The sequence below is a fragment of the Sphingobacterium populi genome (genome assembly GCF_001586775.1).
GTDB classification, from domain to species: Bacteria; Bacteroidota; Bacteroidia; order Sphingobacteriales; family Sphingobacteriaceae; genus Sphingobacterium; species Sphingobacterium populi.
On sequence record NZ_LQXS01000004.1, the window covers coordinates 45,587 to 64,986 of the forward strand.

The 19,400-nt window shown below is 41.9% G+C and carries 21 protein-coding genes, 1 tRNA gene and 1 pseudogene; 7 read left to right on the top strand and 16 right to left on the bottom strand.

The window, feature by feature from the left end:
• The first annotated feature begins 368 nt into the window (after positions 1-368).
• The 4 genes from A0125_RS11020 to A0125_RS11035 all read left to right on the top strand — a co-directional run bounded on the left by A0125_RS11020 (position 369) and on the right by A0125_RS11035 (position 3,033).
• Positions 369-1,298, top strand: a complete 930-nt coding sequence (locus A0125_RS11020; protein ID WP_066755908.1) for a ring-cleaving dioxygenase — start codon at positions 369-371, stop codon at positions 1,296-1,298.
• Positions 1,299-1,307: 9 nt separating this feature from the next.
• A complete protein-coding gene (locus A0125_RS11025) occupies positions 1,308-1,601 on the top strand; it encodes a GNAT family N-acetyltransferase (RefSeq protein WP_066755911.1) in 294 nt (97 codons plus the stop codon).
• A gap of 24 nt (positions 1,602-1,625) precedes the next feature.
• The gene (locus tag A0125_RS11030; RefSeq protein ID WP_066755913.1) at positions 1,626-2,246 is read left to right on the top strand and encodes an alpha/beta hydrolase; all 621 of its coding nucleotides are present in this window, start codon (positions 1,626-1,628) and stop codon (positions 2,244-2,246) included.
• 202 nt (positions 2,247-2,448) lie between these two features.
• Positions 2,449-3,033, top strand: coding sequence for a Crp/Fnr family transcriptional regulator (locus tag A0125_RS11035; protein ID WP_066755915.1), 585 nt, complete (start codon positions 2,449-2,451; stop codon positions 3,031-3,033).
• A gap of 72 nt (positions 3,034-3,105) precedes the next feature.
• Here the strand turns inward: A0125_RS11035 and A0125_RS11040 are convergent, their stop codons facing one another.
• The 7 genes from A0125_RS11040 to A0125_RS11070 form a co-directional block, all read right to left on the bottom strand.
• Complete coding sequence (locus tag A0125_RS11040; RefSeq protein ID WP_066755917.1) at positions 3,106-3,906, bottom strand: M48 family metallopeptidase; 801 nt, start codon at positions 3,904-3,906, stop codon at positions 3,106-3,108.
• A complete protein-coding gene (locus A0125_RS11045; RefSeq protein ID WP_066755920.1) occupies positions 3,903-4,340 on the bottom strand; it encodes a DUF4870 domain-containing protein in 438 nt (145 codons plus the stop codon). Before A0125_RS11045 ends, A0125_RS11040 begins: the two co-directional genes overlap by 4 nt.
• Complete coding sequence (locus A0125_RS11050; protein ID WP_066755923.1) at positions 4,337-4,750, bottom strand: DUF2752 domain-containing protein; 414 nt, start codon at positions 4,748-4,750, stop codon at positions 4,337-4,339. The genes A0125_RS11045 and A0125_RS11050 overlap by 4 nt, the downstream gene beginning before the upstream one ends.
• Positions 4,750-5,088: a TM2 domain-containing protein gene (locus A0125_RS11055; RefSeq protein WP_066755926.1), complete on the bottom strand. Its 339-nt coding sequence runs from the start codon at positions 5,086-5,088 to the stop codon at positions 4,750-4,752. Before A0125_RS11055 ends, A0125_RS11050 begins: the two co-directional genes overlap by 1 nt.
• A gap of 245 nt (positions 5,089-5,333) precedes the next feature.
• Positions 5,334-5,771 (bottom strand): carboxymuconolactone decarboxylase family protein, encoded by a 438-nt coding sequence (locus tag A0125_RS11060; protein WP_066755928.1) that lies wholly within the window; start codon positions 5,769-5,771, stop codon positions 5,334-5,336.
• 47 nt (positions 5,772-5,818) lie between these two features.
• Positions 5,819-6,403 carry a Crp/Fnr family transcriptional regulator gene (locus A0125_RS11065; protein ID WP_066755931.1) on the bottom strand — a complete coding sequence of 195 codons (585 nt, stop codon included), beginning with the start codon at positions 6,401-6,403 and terminating at the stop codon, positions 5,819-5,821.
• Positions 6,404-6,603: 200 nt separating this feature from the next.
• Positions 6,604-6,678, bottom strand: a tRNA-Glu gene (locus A0125_RS11070).
• Between the two features lie 116 nt (positions 6,679-6,794).
• Between A0125_RS11070 and A0125_RS11075 the strand changes: the two genes are divergently transcribed.
• A complete protein-coding gene (locus A0125_RS11075) occupies positions 6,795-9,272 on the top strand; it encodes a family 20 glycosylhydrolase (protein WP_156472520.1) in 2,478 nt (825 codons plus the stop codon).
• 63 nt (positions 9,273-9,335) lie between these two features.
• Here A0125_RS11075 and A0125_RS11080 read toward each other — a convergent pair whose 3' ends face one another.
• From A0125_RS11080 to A0125_RS11090, 3 genes are read right to left on the bottom strand one after another with little or no spacing between them, the layout of a single operon-like run.
• Complete coding sequence (locus tag A0125_RS11080; protein WP_066755937.1) at positions 9,336-9,752, bottom strand: hotdog fold thioesterase; 417 nt, start codon at positions 9,750-9,752, stop codon at positions 9,336-9,338.
• On the bottom strand, positions 9,742-10,290 hold the full coding sequence (locus tag A0125_RS11085) for a DinB family protein (protein ID WP_066755940.1): 549 nt from the start codon (positions 10,288-10,290) through the stop codon (positions 9,742-9,744). The genes A0125_RS11080 and A0125_RS11085 overlap by 11 nt, the downstream gene beginning before the upstream one ends.
• Positions 10,268-11,509, bottom strand: a complete 1,242-nt coding sequence (locus tag A0125_RS11090; protein WP_066755943.1) for a sensor histidine kinase — start codon at positions 11,507-11,509, stop codon at positions 10,268-10,270. The genes A0125_RS11085 and A0125_RS11090 overlap by 23 nt, the downstream gene beginning before the upstream one ends.
• 95 nt (positions 11,510-11,604) lie before the next feature.
• Here A0125_RS11090 and gltX point away from each other — a divergent pair, with 95 nt between their 5' ends.
• Positions 11,605-13,125, top strand: a complete 1,521-nt coding sequence (gene gltX, locus A0125_RS11095; RefSeq protein WP_066755947.1) for a glutamate--tRNA ligase — start codon at positions 11,605-11,607, stop codon at positions 13,123-13,125.
• 20 nt (positions 13,126-13,145) lie between these two features.
• On the top strand, positions 13,146-14,051 hold the full coding sequence (locus A0125_RS11100) for a sugar phosphate isomerase/epimerase family protein (protein ID WP_066755950.1): 906 nt from the start codon (positions 13,146-13,148) through the stop codon (positions 14,049-14,051).
• Between the two features lie 84 nt (positions 14,052-14,135).
• Here the strand turns inward: A0125_RS11100 and A0125_RS11105 are convergent, their stop codons facing one another.
• From A0125_RS11105 to lpxD, 6 genes and pseudogenes are all read right to left on the bottom strand, one after another.
• The gene (locus A0125_RS11105) at positions 14,136-14,720 is read right to left on the bottom strand and encodes a 5-formyltetrahydrofolate cyclo-ligase (protein ID WP_066755954.1); all 585 of its coding nucleotides are present in this window, start codon (positions 14,718-14,720) and stop codon (positions 14,136-14,138) included.
• A gap of 135 nt (positions 14,721-14,855) precedes the next feature.
• The gene (gene efp, locus A0125_RS11110; RefSeq protein ID WP_066755956.1) at positions 14,856-15,416 is read right to left on the bottom strand and encodes an elongation factor P; all 561 of its coding nucleotides are present in this window, start codon (positions 15,414-15,416) and stop codon (positions 14,856-14,858) included.
• Positions 15,417-15,459: 43 nt separating this feature from the next.
• Complete coding sequence (locus tag A0125_RS11115; RefSeq protein WP_066755958.1) at positions 15,460-16,092, bottom strand: ABC transporter ATP-binding protein; 633 nt, start codon at positions 16,090-16,092, stop codon at positions 15,460-15,462.
• A gap of 24 nt (positions 16,093-16,116) precedes the next feature.
• Positions 16,117-16,910: pseudogene (gene lpxA, locus A0125_RS11120) on the bottom strand (acyl-ACP--UDP-N-acetylglucosamine O-acyltransferase).
• A 10-nt stretch (positions 16,911-16,920) separates the two neighbouring features.
• Complete coding sequence (locus A0125_RS11125) at positions 16,921-18,315, bottom strand: bifunctional UDP-3-O-[3-hydroxymyristoyl] N-acetylglucosamine deacetylase/3-hydroxyacyl-ACP dehydratase (RefSeq protein ID WP_197464859.1); 1,395 nt, start codon at positions 18,313-18,315, stop codon at positions 16,921-16,923.
• Between the two features lie 42 nt (positions 18,316-18,357).
• The gene (gene lpxD, locus A0125_RS11130) at positions 18,358-19,392 is read right to left on the bottom strand and encodes a UDP-3-O-(3-hydroxymyristoyl)glucosamine N-acyltransferase (protein WP_066755963.1); all 1,035 of its coding nucleotides are present in this window, start codon (positions 19,390-19,392) and stop codon (positions 18,358-18,360) included.
• Positions 19,393-19,400: the final 8 nt, after the last annotated feature.

A 19,400-nucleotide genomic window follows, 5' to 3' on the forward strand; every position in this document is an offset into this window, starting at 1 on the left:
GGTGTTAATTTATTCTGTGCACTCCATGTATCGCAATCTGAAATAATTCGATTATGGCTCGCTATATCGAGCGCATAAAAAGAATTTATTAAAATACCGAAACAAGGTAAATTGATACACTAATCTAGCAAAATAGCTGTAAAAACCACTACCTACAATACATGCGACTAAAACAACCATTCTGTATATCGGCAAAAAGAATATTTAAAAACAGCAAGCAAAGAACACAACCGAAATGATGATTTTATTAATCATTGGATTATTTTTTTCTTTATATTTAATCTCAAATAGTCGTAGCACTTCTTAATCCAGTTCAATAAACAACCAGCAGTAATCACATAACTTTGTATAAACAATGAAACAGAAACATGGAAAATAGGATTTTAGGGCTACATCATATTACGGCTATAGCCAATCAAGCAAAAAGAAATTTAGATTTTTACACGGACGTATTAGGTCTTCGCTTAGTCAAAAAAACAGTAAATTTTGATGACCCAGGCACCTATCATTTTTATTTTGGAAATGAAACGGGAGCTCCAGGAACCATACTTACTTTCTTCCCTTGGGAAGGGATCGGAAAAGGTGTAAACGGAGCAGGGCAAGCAACACATATAGGTTATGCGATCAACCCAGAAGCTTACGATTTTTGGAAAGATCGATTAACCACTAACAATATTTTATTTGAAGAAACAGCAATATTCGGCGAAAAAACCTTGTCGTTGCAAGATCCAGATGGCCTGCAATTACAATTCATCGTCCCAAAAACACAGGACAATCGCACTCCGTGGAGTACGGATCACATATCGGTAGCGAATGGTTTGAAAGGTTTTCACAATGTGACGCTAACGCTGAAAGACGCGAATCCAACCATTAAAGTACTAACAGATATCTTAGGATACCGCACCGAAATACAAGAAGGAAATCGCTTCCGCCTATCAACAGACGCAATAAAAACAGCTAACATCGTGGATATCATTGCCGACGAAACGATACCGTATGGTCGTGGTGCTGCAGGCACCAATCATCATATTGCATTTCGTGTACAAGACGATAACATTTTGATGGACTTTCGTGAAAAAGTCTTATCCGCTGGCTTACAAATCACGCCAAAGATCGATCGCGATTATTTTTATTCTCTGTATTTCCGTGAGCCCGGCGGTGTACTTTTTGAACTAGCCACCGATAATCCCGGATTCACGAAAGATGAGGCTTTGGCCGAATTAGGTCGCGATCTCAAATTACCAAAACAGTACGAAGGCATCAGAGATGATATCGAAGATAATTTACCAAAAATATAAAATAGCATTATGGAAAGAACAGAAGTCGTACTAGACGAGAAGAACGGAGGAGAAATACAACTGTTTTCGGATGATAAACAGGCTGGCAAAATGGATATCGCGATCTCAAGAGATTTGCTACGCGTTTTTCACACCGAAGTAAAAGATCAGTATAGTGGTAGAGGGTTTGCCAAACTACTCCTTGAGAGATTAGTAAATTTCGCACGCGAAAACAGTTTGAAGATTATTCCTATTTGCCCCTTTGTTAATGCGCAATTCAAACGACGCCCTGACGAATTTGAAGATGTTTGGTACAAAAGATAACTTTAGAAAACTCTAATAGAAAAGATGACACATCAACTTGTGATTAAAAAAGCAGGCCAAGCGCTGCCTACAGCACATAAAGTATTAATAATGCTACACGGCCGCGGCGGTTCTGCAGACGATATATTAAGCTTATCGCAACACCTTGCTGTCAGCGACTTCGCTTTATTAGCACCGCAGGCAAGCAATCACACCTGGTATCCATATTCATTCTTATCTCCGGTGGAGCAAAACGAACCATCGCTAAGTTCGGCTCTGGAAAATATTACACAAACAGTGCAAACAGCTGTGGATAGCGGCATAAGAACAGAAAACATCTACTTCTTCGGCTTTTCGCAAGGTGCCTGTCTCACATTAGAATTTCTAGCCAGAAACGCACAACGATACGGCGGTGCTGCCGTGATCATCGGCGGCCTGATTGGAGAAGAAATAGATCAGACCAATTATCAGGGTGATTTTCAGCAAACACCAATATTCATCGGAACAAGCAATCCTGATATGCACGTACCTGTTGAGCGGGTGCACGAATCGGCCAAAATATTGACAGCGATGAACGCTGATGTAACGGTCAAAGTATACGATAATTTTGGACATTCGATCAATAACGAAGAGATCGAATGGGCGAACAAATTGGTTTTCACATAAGCTAATTTCTAATTTGGGGTAAGATAGTTAATAGCATGCAAAGCTAGAAAATGACGTGTTTGCCGCTATTCAACCGCTCCGAATTATCGGTTTTCTAATTATCTTTAGCCGATATCGGTATTGTGTAGGCCATCAACAAGAGCAGTTGTGCCACTAATGCCATATCGACCTTCGAAAGGATATTTTCTGAAAACAGGTAAGCATGTATCAAAGTATTGTCGACAATGTAAGTAAATGGATCACACTAAGTGATGAGGAGAAATTAGTGTTTACCAACCTTTTGGAATGCAAAACCGTCGCAGGTAAAACCATGATGCTTCGCGCAGGAGAAGTTTGCCAGTTTGAGGGATATATCAAAAAAGGTTGTGTCCGAATTTACTACATGAATGAGAAGGGTGTGGAGGTGATTCTTTCCTTTGCAGCAGAAGATTGGTGGGTAAGTGATATTGCGTCGTTTCATGAACAAAAACCATCCAATTTTTACATCGAGACGATGGAGGAAACAGAAATGTATATCTTGACTCCCAAAACTAAGGAAGAATTGTTGAGCAAGATGCCAAAATTCGAACGAGTTTTTAGAATGCTTGTACAAAGAAATCTGTCTACAGTGCAAAACAGACTGATCAATACAATTTCTAAAACAGCTACAGAACGCTATCTCGAGTTTATTAAGATTTATCCATCAGTACCTCTGCGCGTGCCTCAATATTATATTGCGTCTTATTTAGGTATTTCTCCCGAATTTGTCAGTACAATAAGAAAACGTTTGTCGAAAAACCAGATTTGAGCCTAGGTGCAATAATTTGAAACCACAGCCACAGAAGATCATCTAATGCCGATTTACAGCGGCATGAATTTGCTATCGCAAAGCGCCGTCTCTAAGTGCTTGCCATCCAGTGTCAGATAAGATTTTCAGATAGCGATTTCCCTTGCTATGACTGTACGACGTGATATATTTTGCTCTTTCCTTTGCGTCGGGATGCGTATTTATCCAGCCCAAATATGCGTACATTCGATCATCGTTTTCTGAGAGCCTGTCGAGAAAATTCGCAAAGTGATCTGGGTTTATCTGTGCTTGTATCAGATAATCTACAGCTTTAATATCAGCCTCTTTTTCTAATTTTCTATCATACGCAGATGACGAAAGTAATTTGGTAGATTCTCTTAAGATTTCTCCACTCGCATTTCCACTGCCCAGTGATATTAGCACCGAAAGGCCAATTTCTTTGATCAGTTTTTTCATCACATGATGTAATTCGATATGTGCAATTTCATGACAGATCACACCAGTAAGTTCTTCTTGATTTGCAACTTTGGAGATCAATCCAGTATATATGACTAAATGGCCGTCTGGCAATGCAAAGGCGTTCACTTGATCGTTCAAAAGTACATGCGTTTTTATGCGATTAAAATCAATGCCATTGGCGTGGCAGATATGCTGAACAATGCTGTCAATACCGCGGGTAACTTGAAGGTTATTAATTTCCTGATCTGATTTTTTGAATGTCTCTAAAAAAATATCGCCTAGTTTTTTTTCTGTTTTAGAGGTCACAGTTTCGACCTTTAAAATACGCAACCAATCAACCTGTGCCAATCCGATCCATGTAACTAGGAACAAGAGTGCCAAAAGTATTCCTTCGATGATTACTTGCTTTTTCATATGCGAGGTTTGCAAACAAGATTAGTCAAAGTACCGTAAAACCACCATGCTACATGTATACCTTTACGCGTTTGTACAGCAGTATAAATGGTCGCTATGAACTCTGCTATGTTGACTATGATAACGGTCAATAAATAGGCGAAAAAATAATTATCCCAAGATTTTTCCCAAAAGATGATCGAGATAGTCCACCAAAAAGCGGTACTATTTAGTATTACTAAAGTAAACTGCGACAGTAAAGCTTGCGTGCAGTGCCAACGTACAAAAAAGGTCGATTTTCTATTACCTAAATAAAAGATTAACGTAGCAATCAAGTTGAAAATAGGTAATGGCAGACCGGCTATTATAGCCACCATGGACATCACATAACTGTTCGAAGCGGCTTCTTCTTCGTGTTCACGAGGTGTATATATAAATTGTTCTGTGCGTATCATAATCCTTTGGCAATGTTCCAAACCCAGTTGGCAAGGACAAGTAGTGCCAATGGCACGTAATGCTGCGGTTTTTGTAAGAAAAGCTCGGTACTTCGAAAGAAATTATAAAAGCTACTGTCGGCTGTCAATAGATCTTTTAATATCCAAACTGGGGCAATTACTAACCCCGATAATAGCACATAGCCAATAGGATTTACTAATAAAGCTTCATAAAAATTCCCGCCCAGAAGGGCAACGACGGAACGAGTAGATCCACAGGATGGGCAAGGAAAACCGGTGAAGCTCTTTATTAGACAAACTTCTCCTATCGTGTTATTCGAAAAATGCTTTGAAATATGATAATAAAGCCAAATATATCCAGCAGAACAGGCCAATAGCACGAATACATATAGCTTATGCTGCTGACTCATCAATACATATATTTTTGTATTTTCTCCAGATTCTTTTCTTTGGTTAATTTCATAATTAAAAACCAATCAACGATAGCCCAAATTCCTAAACCACCGCAGGTAAGTAATTTGGCAATACCAAGACCAACTTGGCCAATAAGAAACCGATCCACACCAAAAGACCCCGCGATAACAGAAATAATAAGGTTTGTTGATGGATCTTGAAAAGAGGTTGTAGACAACAACATCCAGTGCGAATCATCCAATTCAAGCAGTCGTTCCCTTATGAAGGTTAATTGATGGCCCTCAAAATATTTTGCATTTGTCATGATAAACATGTCGACTTTTTGTGCGTCCATTCTAGCGATAATGTAATTAAGTAATTTTTCGTGGTTAATTAGACAAGCATTTCATTACCTGGAAAAGTAAGGAAATGCTTGAGGCTAAACAATAATACATTTTTTTGAGTAGAAAAAAATGTATTACTTAATTCTAAGCTTTCAAGCCCGCTGTTAGCGGGCTTGAAAGCTACTTATTCCGCGAAAACGCCCGAACAAAATTGTTCGCTAAGCGCACAGGAGGTGACCACCCATCATCTAGTGAATTATTTCACTATTCTTTGTGTACTTATCGCAATCCTATTCCAAGCATTGATGGTAACGATCGCCATAATGATTTGAGCGATATAATTTTCTTCGAACACTTCTTTGGCCTCTTTGTACACTTGATCACTCAGTCCACCTTGTTGAATAAGTGTTATCTCCTCCGTCATCGCCAAGATGGTTTTCTCTGCCTCATCAAACAATTCAGTCTCGCGCCATGCGTTCAATAAGAAGATGCGTCGTGCCGATTCTCCCTGTTGTAATGCATCTGAAGTATGCATATTAATACAAAAAGCACAACCATTGATCTGGGAAGCTCGAATCTTAATGAGTTCCAAATGCACTTTTGAAAGTGCTGACTTTTGCAGGTAATCCTCGAGTCCGTACATAGCTTTAAAAGCTCTCGGTTCAACTTGTTCAATGTCTATACGATTTTCCATGATTTATTTTATTTACTCAAAAGTATAAGTTGCACATGATGAAAATCTTAAACCAGTTTAAGTGCCTGTTTTTTCTTGATTTCACTGAGATATTCGGGAGTCATGTTGAGGTAGGATGCTAATAAATGCTGCGGAATTCTCGAAGTAAACTCCGGGAAATGATCATTAAAATGATGATAAAATTGCTCGCGAGAAAATTCATAAAGATATTTTGTTCTCAATTGAGCAGCAGCATAGGCACGTTGGTATATCTGTCTAAAATAACGTTCGAAAGCGGGAAACTTTTTGAGCAATGCTTCTTGGTCGAGATAGTCGAGCTGCAGCACATCGCAGGATTCGATAGCTTGGATGTTAAAGCTCGCGTTGCATTGCCTATCAAATGCTAGATAATCGGTCATCCACCAATGCTCAATCGCGAACTGCACAGTTTGTTCAACGCCTTTTTCGTTTAGAAAAAACATGCGCAAACAACCATTTATCACAAAGTAATGAGACTTGCATCTAAAACCTTGAAGTAATAAGTTTTCTTTTTTTTGAAAATGCTTTTGTTGAAAGAAGGATAGCACCTCTGCCTCCTCATCTGCTGCGATAGTGATGTACTTTCTAACATGTTCTATTAGCGCTGTAGACATAATTTTGATTTGAGTATTTGTACAAAACAGTCTCTCAAATCTAATGATAAAACTTGGTCTCGCAAGCTAATGCACACATGAGCCAATACATCGCGTAGGAGGATACTTTCTTTATAAAACAGAAAGTTACAAATCGCTAAAACGACAAAAGCTTGCAAATATTTAATTTGCAAGCTTTTGTATGATTTTAACCTTTCGGTTGGTAGCCCGTAGGGGAATCGAACCCCTGTTTCCAGAATGAAAATCTGGCGTCCTAACCCCTAGACGAACGGGCCGCTTTTCTGTTTCGGTGTGCAAATATAGGATTATATATATATACGTCAAAATTATTTTCAAAAAATTGCAGCAGCCTATTAAAAAAGCTATTTTAGACCAAAGTAAAATCCATCTTATGAAAAAAATAGGCTTATCAATTTCCGCTTATCTCATCGCCCTAAGTTTGGGATATGCTCAGCAACCCTATTCGTTGAGCTGGCGGGTATCGCCACAAGATACTACCGGCAAGCAGTTTGATATTGTTCTAAAAAACAATCACAGCGAAACACTTGATATCAGCAAGTACAATCTGTGGTTCAATTCCAACTATCATATTAAGGAACAGCAGCAGCCTAATTATAAAATATCTGATGAGAATGGCAACCTATATCGCGTCAACTTTAAGGAAGCTATTCGCTTAGCGAAGCTCGACTCCATTTTATTGACCTACAGGACGGATTTTCCGATCACGCACACTTCTATTGCGCCAAATGGCTTCTATCTCCAATCTAAGGAAGATCCTACGTCGGTTATCTCTTTGTCCAACCCACAGATCATAGCACCCGTATTATCGACAGAGAAAAATGTGAAAATGCTGGCAGATTTGTATGATAAAAACGACTTATTCCGATCAGATGCTATACAACCTATTCTGCCGACACCGAAGTCGATAAGCACGACAGCTGCTCAGTATCAACTCCAGACGGGCTTTACCTACTACATTGATCCTGCGTTGGCTCAAGAGCTGTCTACAGTATTGCATGATATAGCAAAAGACCTAGCAAAGTGGAAACCAAAAAATAAGACACAAGTGGATAATGCTCACTTAGCCATTCAGCAAATCGATGGATTGGCAGAAGATGCTTATCTGCTATCCATAGATGCCAAAGGCGTTCGCTTGCAGGCTACACATGCCAAAGGAGCATTTTACGGCATACAATCTTTGCTATCGCTATTCCCGGCAAATTTTCAAGACAGCAAAACTATATCACTTCCGTTTGTACAGGTCGAAGATGCACCACGATATGCTTATCGCGGTTTGATGTTGGACATTTCCAGAAATTTTAAAGACCTAAAGACATTGAAGAAGTATGTCGATGTGATGGCTCGTTACAAATTAAACAAATTGCACCTGCACTTCATCGACGATGAAGGATGGCGATTGGAAATTCCCTCTTTGCCCGAGCTAACCGCCATTGGCGCTAACAGAACGCCTCATTATGCCGACGGATCTGGCATTCAGCCATCGTATGGCTCCGGAGCGAATGCCAAAGAGAAGCAATACCTCTCGAAGGAAGAGTTTAAGGAATTGTTGCGCTATGCGAATGACCGATTCGTAACGATTATACCCGAAGTAGAGACACCAGGTCACGCCCGTGCAGCAGTAAAAGCTATGGAAGCGCGCTATCACCGATTAGTAAAAGCAGGACAAAAGGAAGAAGCCGAGCGCTTTTTGATGAATGATTTTCAAGACACCTCTACTTACTATTCTGCTCAATATTGGCAAGACAACGTCATGAATCCGGCTTTGCCGGGTACCTATCGCTTCATTGCACATATCATGGATGAGATTAAAGGCATGTATGACGAAGCAGGATTGCCGCTAAAAGTGATCTCCATTGGCGGCGATGAATTGCCGACAGGATCTTGGGAAGGATCACCAAAAGTACAAGCCCTGATGCAAGAGCAAGGATATGCTTCTGTGCACGAAGTATGGACGTATTATATTGATCGTGTACATACGATCTTGAAAGAGAAGCAACTCACCATGGCTGGCTGGGAAGAAGTGGGCATGGTAAACCGCGGTAAAGGCATGGAAGTCAACGAGAAGTTTGCTGATCGTGGTTTTTTACTCGACGTGTGGAATAATACTATCGGTGGTGGACAAGAGGATTTGGCCTACAAGTTAGCCAATTCAGGCCACAACACCGTATTTGTAAGTGCAAGCAACTTCTATTTCGATATGGCTTGGGACAATCGTTTTGAAGAACCTGGGCTGACTTGGGCATCTAAAACAGATTTATACCATGCCTACTCTTTACTTCCTGAAAGCTATTTTGCCAATATACAGTATACAGATCGCGGTAAGCCGCTAGGCGAAGATTATTTTAAACAGAAAACCCGATTAACCCCACAAGGTGCAAACCACTTAATCGGATTAAAAGGTGCGCTTTGGGCCGAGACTGTACTCGATAATGATGCGATGGATTACATGATCTTTCCTCGATTCTTTGCATTGGCAGAACGTGCCTGGGCACCCGCGAGCGAATGGGAAAACGAAGCGAACTTCGATAAAGAAGCGTTTGATAAGACCTATGCTGCCTTTATTAATAAGGTTGGCAAGGTGGAATTGCCGAAATTACACGGCTTCTCTGGAGGATTCCGATATCGCTTGCCTGCAGTTGGCTTAAAAGAAAACAACGGTAAGTTATTTGCTAATGTCGAATATCCAGGATTCGCTATTCAGTACACGGTGAGTTCTTCGGCAGATCGCAATGCACCTGCAAAGCCATTCCCAGCTGGCGGATTATCGCTTAAATCTGGAGAAAAGATCGACGTCTTTACGACAGATATCGATGGGCGCAAGGGCCGTATCAGTAGCTATACAAAATAATAGGAACCAAGTAGTAGAATTCCACTTGTTAATTATTCATGAAACGACAAGTGGAATTCTTTTTTATTTGCGGACAATGGCTACCGTAAGACGCGAAACACAGGTTAGCTTGCCTTTGCTATCTTTTATTTTAATATCCCAAATGTGGGTTTTCCCGCCAATATGTAGTGGAGTACAAGTGGCTATCACTTCACCAGATACTACAGGACGTAGATGATTTGCATTTACTTCCAGTCCTACACCGACATACTTCTCCGGATCTACAATGAGATTAGTGGCCACGCTCCCTACCGACTCCGCCAGCACGACAGATGCGCCACCATGCAATAAGCCATAAGGCTGCTTGACCTTATCGGTAACGGGCATTCGCGCCACAAGCGCATCATCACGAATCTCCACCACCTCTATTCCTAGAAATCCAGTCATATTCGTGGCAAAAAGTTCGTTTAGCTCTTCAATGCTATATTCTCTAAACCACATGCAAATGCTTTTGATTATTCGTGTCGTTATCTTTGAGATAGCGGCTACGCAATAGCGTCAGATGATGATTCATATGCCCCGCAATGATGTAAAGGAAAGCTTGCACACTGATTAGCCGATCTGATGCCATTCCTTTACGATTAAGCTCACCCTCATTGAATGTATCGAACAATAAAATATTAGCTTGGCGCAGCGCCACAAATTCTTCGATAATACTCTCAAAAGATCTTTCGTTATGTCGCGCATAGGCTACAAATTCATCCTGTTCGAACGAGGCCAAAGCTGTCATGTCATTTCTGGCAAAGCGAAGTGCGCGATAAGCCATGATACGTTCTGCATCTAAGATATGACAAAGGGTTTCTTTTATAGTCCATTTGCCTTCGGCATAGGAGTAACTACCCAAATGTTGGGGAATACTGCGCACAAACTCGGGAAATGCCTGTAATTGCTGCGCCAACTCATCCATTATAGGCTCGGTCACACTCTCAATATACTCCTTATAAATTGCCGGATAATCATCCGATTTGAGTTGGTTCATATCTCAAATTACTTTTTAAAATTATTCTGATCGTGGTACCCTTGCCCACCTCCGATTCTTTCACAAATATCTGGCCACGATGTAGTTTCACCATTCTTTTGGTCAGACTTAGTCCTAATCCCCAGCCACGCTTTCGGGTTGTAAATCCGGGTAAGAATATCGATTCCCAGTTGGCTCGTGGAATACCTCTTCCCGTATCGCTAACATCCATAAATATTTCTTCTTTCGCGATGTTTTCAAAAATTTGGATATGTACCTTCCCCTCTGATTCAATGGCATTGACAGCATTCTTCAAGAGGTTTTCCACGATCCAGTCAAACAGTTGTACATTTAGCATGGCTTCCACATGCTGATCTCCTTCCAGCACAAAAGAAATGCGACCGCTAGTACGTACGCGAAAATAATCCATGTATTCTTTGACCACGTGATAGATATTATGATTGGAAAGATGTGGCTCAGATCCAATCTTGGAAAAGCGATCTGCCACCACTTCAAGTCGATATACATCGCGTTCCATCTCGTCAAAAAGCGTATTATCTTCGGCCTCGAAGGTGGCTCTTGCCAATTCCAGCCACCCCATGAGTGAGGAGATCGGTGTGCCCAGCTGATGCGCCGCCTCTTTGGCCATCCCGACCCACACTAGGTTTTCTTCCGAACGCTTAATAGAATTAAAAACGGTATAGGCAATGACCAGAAATATAGCAATCAATGACAATTGTATATAAGGAAAGATACGAAGTTGCCGCAATGCATCGGAGTCTTTATAATACACAAACCACTTCTGCCCAGCGGTTTCTAGCTCAATAATAATAGGTGGGTGTCGACGCTGCATTTCTGCTAACTCTTTGGCAAAATAGGCCGGATCATACACAAGCTTAGAAGACAATGTGTCACTCACATCTGTCGAAATATTCGTACGGGTACTATCCAGATCGCGCCAAAATATAATATCGCCCGTATCATCCGTAATAATTGCAGGCAACGAAAGACTATCGCGCACCGCATAGATAAAGCTGATGAACTCGTCGTTCACATCGGGCAAAGATACAATACTACGTGTGCTCATTGCCCATACCTCCGCCTTGGTCCGTTCGGATTTAGACAGACTCTTTGTAAGGTAATTGGTATACAGAAGTGATGCTGCCGCAATCATAGCCGCAAACAAAAACAAAAATAACTTCCAATGTTGCCGATGATGACGGTAGGGATTTCGTTGCATAATTATCTAAATCGCGTTACAAAATAGGCATTTTATCGTTAGCAGGAGCAGCTGTACGCCACCATGATCGGGAAATAATATGTAGTTTTGTTGTTATGAGTTTGGAAAAGAAAGTCCGGGTGCGCTTCGCGCCCAGCCCGACCGGCGGTCTGCACTTGGGAGGCGTACGTACCGCGTTGTTCAATTACCTGTTTGCAAAGCATCACAACGGAGATTTTATTCTTCGAATAGAAGATACCGATCAGACTCGATTTGTAGCTGGCGCAGAAGCATATATCAACGAATGTTTGGAATGGTGTGGTATCACACCCGATGAAAGTCCCGAAAAACCGGGCGCATTTGGCCCGTATCGGCAAAGCGAACGGAAACCTTCCTATCGCCAATATGCGGAGCAGCTGGTCCAAAATGGACATGCATATTACGCTTTTGATACCGCTGAAGAGTTGGAAGAGCAGCGCAAATTGCAACCAAACTTCCGTTATAGCCACGAAAATCGGCTGAATCTTCGTAATTCACTCAGTCTGGAAGAAGCAGAAGTAGCACGCCTGCTAAGTGAAGGTCATCCGCACACCATCCGAATCAAAATTCCCGCAGAAGGAACGGTATCATTCGATGATATGATTCGAGATCGCGTGGCATTCGAAACAAAATTAATTGATGACAAGGTACTGCTAAAAGCAGACGGTATGCCTACCTACCATCTCGCTGTTGTTGTGGATGACAAGGCCATGGAAATTACGCATGTTTTCCGAGGCGAAGAATGGCTTCCATCTGCTCCCGTACACATTTTGCTTTGGCAATATCTCGGCTGGAAAGAGCAAATGCCGCAGTGGGCGCATTTGCCATTGATCTTAAAACCGGATGGCAATGGAAAACTAAGTAAACGCGATGGCGATCGCTTAGGATTCCCAGTGTATGCGATGAACTGGACAGACCCAGCTACTGGGAATACTACCGAAGGATTTCGCGAGAAAGGATTCTTGCCAGAAGCATTCGTGAATATGTTGGCCATGCTGGGCTGGAATGATGGGACAGAAGAAGAATTCTTCACGATGGAGCAACTTATCGCAAAGTTCTCTTTCGATCGTATCAGTAAAGCAGGAGCAAAATTTGATTTTGAGAAAGCAAAATGGTTCAACAGAGAATGGATTCAGCGTAGCCCAAATGAAGAATTAGTTCCGCAAATCATAGAAGTATTGGCGAAGAAAGGAATCGACGCGACACCAGCGAAGGTAAACACAATATTGGCATTGGTAAAAGACCGAATGACCTATAGTGCAGATTTCTGGGAACATGCCTCGTACTTCTTTCAAGCGCCAGAATCCTTGGATACCGCAGCTGTAAAACCAAAGTGGACGCCTGAAAAAACAGTCTTTTTTGAAGAAGCAATTGCGCTTTTTGAAAGCCAATCTGATTGGACCGCTAGTAATTTAGAAACCATCTTCAAAGAAAAAATTGCGCAATCAGGTCTTAAGATGGGCGAATTGATGCTACCATTACGTATCATGCTGGTCGGCGGAAAATTTGGACCCGATGTTTTTGTAATTGTAGAAACACTCGGCAAAGATCAGGTAGTCACACGCATCAAAAATGGATTGAAAACGATACAAAACTAATCACTAATTAAATCATCACTATGAAACTAAAAACCACTATGCTGCAAGCATCTTTGGTAGCCATGTTAGCATGGACTACGACAGCCTGCAACAACAGTTCCACGTCTCAAAATGCATCAGAAGAAACAGCGGATACCACGACAACGGTGGCAGCAAGTTATCCTGAGGAAGAATTAGGGTGGAAATTGGGTGCACAAGCATACACGTTTCGGCTATTCTCTTTCGAAGAAGCATTACAAAAGGTCAAAGAGGCGGGATTACGACATGTAGAAATGTATCCTGGTCAAGATTTGACCAAAGGTAGTTCCGATAAAACTGGTCATCAACTATCTGCCGAAGGCCGCAAAAAAGCTAAAGAATTATTGTCTGAAAATGGCATCACTTTAAATGCTTACGGCGTAGTGGATGGAAAAGACGAAGCGGAATGGCGTCAGATCTTTGAATTCGCGAAAGAAATGGGCATCAGCGTGATCGTGTGTGAGCCAAAGGCAGAACATTTGGACATCTTATCTAAATTGTGTGATGAGCACAACATTAAAGTAGCGATTCATAATCATCCAGATCCTTCGACGTATTGGGACCCTACAACTGTATTAAAAGCGATTGAAGGCCGTAGTGACAAAATGGGCGCAGCGGCTGATGTTGGTCACTGGGAGCGCTCAGGATTGAATCCAGTAGAATCTTTGAAAAAACTAGAAGGAAAAGTATACCATATGCACTTCAAAGATCTTAATGTAGCTAACGATAAAGCGGCGCACGATGTGCACTGGGGAACCGGTGTGATCGGCATGCCACAGATCATCGAAGAGCTGAAACGTCAGAACTTCAAAGGAATGATCTCAGCAGAATACGAACACAATTGGGAAAACAACGCAGGTGATGTAAAAACCAGTGTGGCTAGCTTTAGAGAAGCACTCAAAGACTAGAAAGTTCTAAAAAAAAACGATCAAGGCACGCTCGCTGTCTTGATCGCTTTTTTTTGTGCACAATACCATGCGCCACAACTAAAATCAAAAAGAAATGGTGCCAGCCGGCGTGACTAGGCTGTCCAACGGCACATCCCATGGATCTACTGGTATCTGTTCGAGTAATGGCGCGAAGTAAGAGATGCCAACCTTTTGCACGGCAGGCCGACATTCATGTAAAAAACGATCGTAGAAACCCTTACCGTAGCCGATGCGGTTTCCCTTTCGATCGCAAACAAGTAAGGGCATCACGACCAAATCAATATCTTCAGGAGCTACAGCAACTGTATCAGGCTGTACAACTAGCTCCGGGATTCCCCATGCATTTTCTACCACCGATTCCAAATTCCAGACGAAATGTTGCAACGTGCCCCGATCGAACTGCGACACCGAAACAACGATGAATATGGCCGGATAATGATGCCGTAGCCAACGAATAAATGGCATGGTATCGTACTCGTTCCACTTCGCGATAGGTAGATAAATATGTATATGAGATAAGGTGCTGAAGTCAATGCTTTGGAGACCAGCAAGTATGTGCGTATCAAGGAGCTTCGTTTCTGCTGGCGAAAGTGCCAAACGCATTGATCTATAAGTTGCTCTTAGCTCATTTTTTGTCATATTTTGCATCGCTAAAGGTATTTTTATCGCTGGCGCAACAGTTTACTTAGCATTCCATATCTTATCACAAAAAACGCGGCCTTTGGAGAAAACTCCACAGGCCGCGTTTGTAAAGTGGTTAAGAAATAGCAAGCTCGTACGAGCTTATTTTACACGTTCAATATAATCTCCTGTGCGTGTATCAACTTTTACGCGATCCCCTTGATTAATAAATAAAGGTACTCTAATCTCTACACCAGTCTCTACTGTCGCATTTTTCAATGCATTGGTAGAAGTATCACCTTTTACAGCCGGTTCCGTATAAGTAATTTCCAACTCGACGGTAGTAGGAGCTTGTGCCATGATTGGCTCTTCGCTTTCAAAAGCTACGATGACGTTCATACCTTCTTTTAGGAAACGAGCACTACTTCCAAAAAGTGATTTAGGTACGTTGAATTGTTCGTACGAGTCATTGTCCATAATGACAAAAAAGTCGCCATCATCGTATAGATATTGATAGTCATTCGTTTCTACTCGTGCAATCTCTACCTCTTCGTCGGTTCTGAAGCGGTACTCCACTAATTTACCTGTTTTCAGGTTACGCATTTTTGCCTGGTAAAAAGCTCTTAAATTGCCTGGTGTGCGGTGCAAAAACTCGTCTACGCTTACCAACTCTCCGTTGAAACGCAATATATTTCCAGATTTTACGTCTGATGCTTTAGCCATAATAGTTCATTTATTTCGGACTCAAAAATAGAAAAATCCGTGGTTATTTAAAAAGCTTGTAGTTTTGTATGTGTAGATGTTCATCACAAAAATCGTATTCCTTGGGCTGATTGGAACCAATAAAAAGGATTCGCTCTGTACCAATTGTTTGTTTCACAAGATCTTGATACCAGCGCTCCCCATGTACATCTAAGTTGCTAGTTGGTTCATCCAGAAAAACGAGTTCACTATCCGAGCAACAGGCAAGTACCAACTTGAGACGCTGTTTCATGCCCGACGAAAAGTGTTTGACTTCCTTATCTCTGGCGGACTGCAACTGCGATAGGTGTAAAAGGGATTCCTTGTCGTAGCCTAGCAAATACTTTTTGTGCCTAAAATGAAAGTCAATCAACTCAGACAAGGTGAATTCTTCAATCAATTCCATATACGGTGCCGCAATGGTCAGATGGTTGTACACATCATCGATCAAGCAAATATCCTGTGGTGTGCGCTCGTATTGCACGATCCCCTCGCTTGCTGATAAGCTACCTGTCAATACTTTGATAAAGGTTGATTTTCCAGAACCATTCGGTCCTAGAATTGCATAGCGTTTTCCAGCAGAAAAGGTATAACTAAGGTGTCTGAATATCCACTCTCGGTTATACCTTCTTCCAATATCGTGCAGCGTGATCTTCAAGTTCGTGCCATTACTACTTTGATACTAAAGATTCGCTCTTCCCTGTCCAAAGCCTTTCACCACACCCCGATTAGATGCACGGACGAATCCTATAATCTCATCTCTCAGTTCTGTCGCTTCAAACTCTGTCTCTACAATATCTAAGGCCTTACCCAAGTTGCTGTGCTTTACGAATAGTACTCGGTAGATATTCTGAATTTCATTGATTTGCTCGTTGGAGTATCCTCGGCGGCGCAAGCCACGGAATTAATTCCCGCATAAGTAATCGGCTCCCGCGCAGCTTTGATATAAGGAGGTACATCTTTACGTACGAGGGTTCCGCCAGTTACGAATGCATGCGAACCAATTTTACAAAATTGATGTACTGCTACCATTCCCGCTAGTACTACATAGTCGCCTACAGTGATATGACCGGCAAGAGTACTTGAGTTGGAGAAGATGCAATTATCTCCTACAAAACAATCGTGCGCGATGTGGCTATATGCTTGGATCAAGCAATTTTTGCCAATTACAGTACGGTAGCGATCTTTGGTTCCGCGATTGATGGTCACACATTCGCGAATCGTGGTATTATCGCCGATCTCCGCAGTTGTGATCTCTCCCTCAAATTTCAAATCCTGAGGCTCACCTGAAATAATAGCACCTGGAAAGATGCGGCAATTCTTGCCAATTCGAGCACCGTCCATTATTGTCACGTTGGATCCTATCCATGTCCCTTCGCCAATCACCACATCTTTATGAATGGTAGAAAAGGGTTCAATCACCACATTGTGCGCTATTTGCGCGTCTGGGTGTATATATGATAATGGTTGTATCATCATGCTTAGTTTATTCTTTTACGCGAACGATTTGAGCCATTAGCTCGGCTTCGCTCGTTACCTTCTCGCCGACCATGCCAACTCCTTTCATACGAGCTATGCCGCGACGTATCGGCTCTAATAACTCACACGTAAAAATCACCGTATCGCCTGGGCGAACTGGATTTTTAAATTTGGCATTTTCTATCTTTAAAAATAGCGTTAGCCAATTTTCTGGATCTGACACCGTATTGAGCACCAATATTCCTCCTGTTTGCGCCATTGCTTCGATTTGCAACACGCCAGGGAATAACGGTGATCCTGGGAAATGCCCCATAAATAGATCCTCATTCATGGTCACATTTTTCAGGCCAACCACATGCTGCTCCGACAATTCCAGTACTTTGTCTATCATCAAGAACGGCTGACGGTGTGGCAAAATCTTCATGATCTGCACGGTATCGTATACCGGAGTCATGTTCAGATCGTATACTTTCACGTTCTTGCGCGAACGCTCTTTTTTCATTTGCGCTTTGATCCGTTTTGCAAAAGCAACATTAGCCGCATGACCTGGTCGCGCCGCCATAATATGTCCTTTGATCGGTCTTCCTACCAAAGCCAAATCGCCTATCATATCCAATAATTTATGACGCGCCGGCTCGTTCAGGTGACGAAGTTGCACGTTGTTCAAGATGCCTTCGCTGGCTATTTCCACCTTTTTATTAAAGACGTGTTCTAGCTTAATAAGCTCACTTTCTTCAATTTCCTTATCTACAATAACGATAGCATTAGACAAATCGCCACCTTTTACCAAATTTTGTTGGACGAGCATCTCGAGCTCATGCAAAAAGCAGAAGGTTCTTGATGAAGCGATTTCTTTCTCAAATTCGGATATGTGACTGATGGAGGCATGTTGGCTGCCTAAGACAGGTGAATTGAAGTCGATCATGCAGGTTAGGCGATAACCATCTAATGGCATCGCAACGATTTCTACTTTTCTTTCCGAATCGTTGTAGTGAATATTGCTACTCACCTCAAAATATTCCCGATCGGCCTCTTGATCTACAAAACCGGCTTCGCGAAGCTTAGTGACAAAAATATCCGCGCTACCATCCAAAATTGGCACTTCGGGGCCATCGATCTCAATCAATATATTATCAAGCTGCAAGCCTACTAATGCAGACATTAGGTGCTCGATGGTACTTACGGATCCACCATTTTGCGCGATCGTTGTGCCACGAGATGTGTCAGTCACATTGTCAGCATCTACATGTATCAAAGGCTTTTCTTCTAAATCTACCCGCTGGAATTTATACCAGTGGTTTTCTGGAGCTGGTTTGATACATATATTAACGTGATGGCCGGTGTGTAATCCTACACCCGAAATCTTCACGTCGGACTTGATAGTTCTTTGTTTAACGTTCATATCTAGCATTATATTGACTCAAGTATGTATTAAATGTAGGTATTATTTCTCGTGGAGGAGTTTTTCAAGTTCCGCGATTCTTTTCTCTAACTCAGGTAGTTTTGCGTAGAGTACCTGTGACCGCAACTCGCCCTGATAAGGAAAAGCGGGTGAACCTGCCCACTTTTTATTGTCTTCGTTTATTGATTTGTTTATTCCTGATTGCGCTTGTACTTGCGTACCATTTGCAATAGATATATGGCCTACCACGCCAACCTGCCCACCTAATATTACTCGCTCTCCGATCTTCGTACTTCCGGAGATTCCACTTTGCGCAGCTACTACCGTATTTTCTCCAACTTCTACATTATGTGCTATTTGCACAAGATTGTCTAATTTGACTCCATTCCGCAATACCGTTTGCCCAAGTGTGGCACGATCTACAGTTGTATTACTTCCGATTTCGACTCCATCTTCGATCACGACATTGCCGATCTGTGGAATCTTCTTATACGAACCATCTTCTTGTGGCGCAAAACCGAAGCCATCACTACCGATTACTGAGCCTGAATGGACCGTAACATGATTACCTAATACGCAGTCATGATAAATTTTAGCTCCTGGATATATAGTACAGTTATCTCCGATTTGGACGTTATCGCCAATATAAACTTGCGGATAAATTTTTACATTTTTCCCCAAAACGACTTGCGACCCTATATAGGCAAAAGCACCAACATAGTAACCTTCGCCTAGCTGAACTGAATCGTGTACAAAGCTATACTCCTCTCTACCGCTACGATCGAAGCGCATTTGCTCATAAATTTTCAATAGCTCTGCAAAGGCCTGATAAGCATCTTTTACACGAATCATTGTGGGTTTCACCTTGCGCTGCGGATCAAGGGTTTGCGATTCATTAACGATGACTATAGCCGCTTTACTTTCATAAAGATATTGCTCATATTTTGGGTTTGAAAGAAAGGACAGACTTTCCGCATCGCCTTCTTCGATCTTAGAAAGGCGAGATACCGACACCTCAGCATCACCTTCTATCGTACCTTGCAATAATGTAGCAATTTGTTGCGCTGAAAACTTCATCGTTTTTT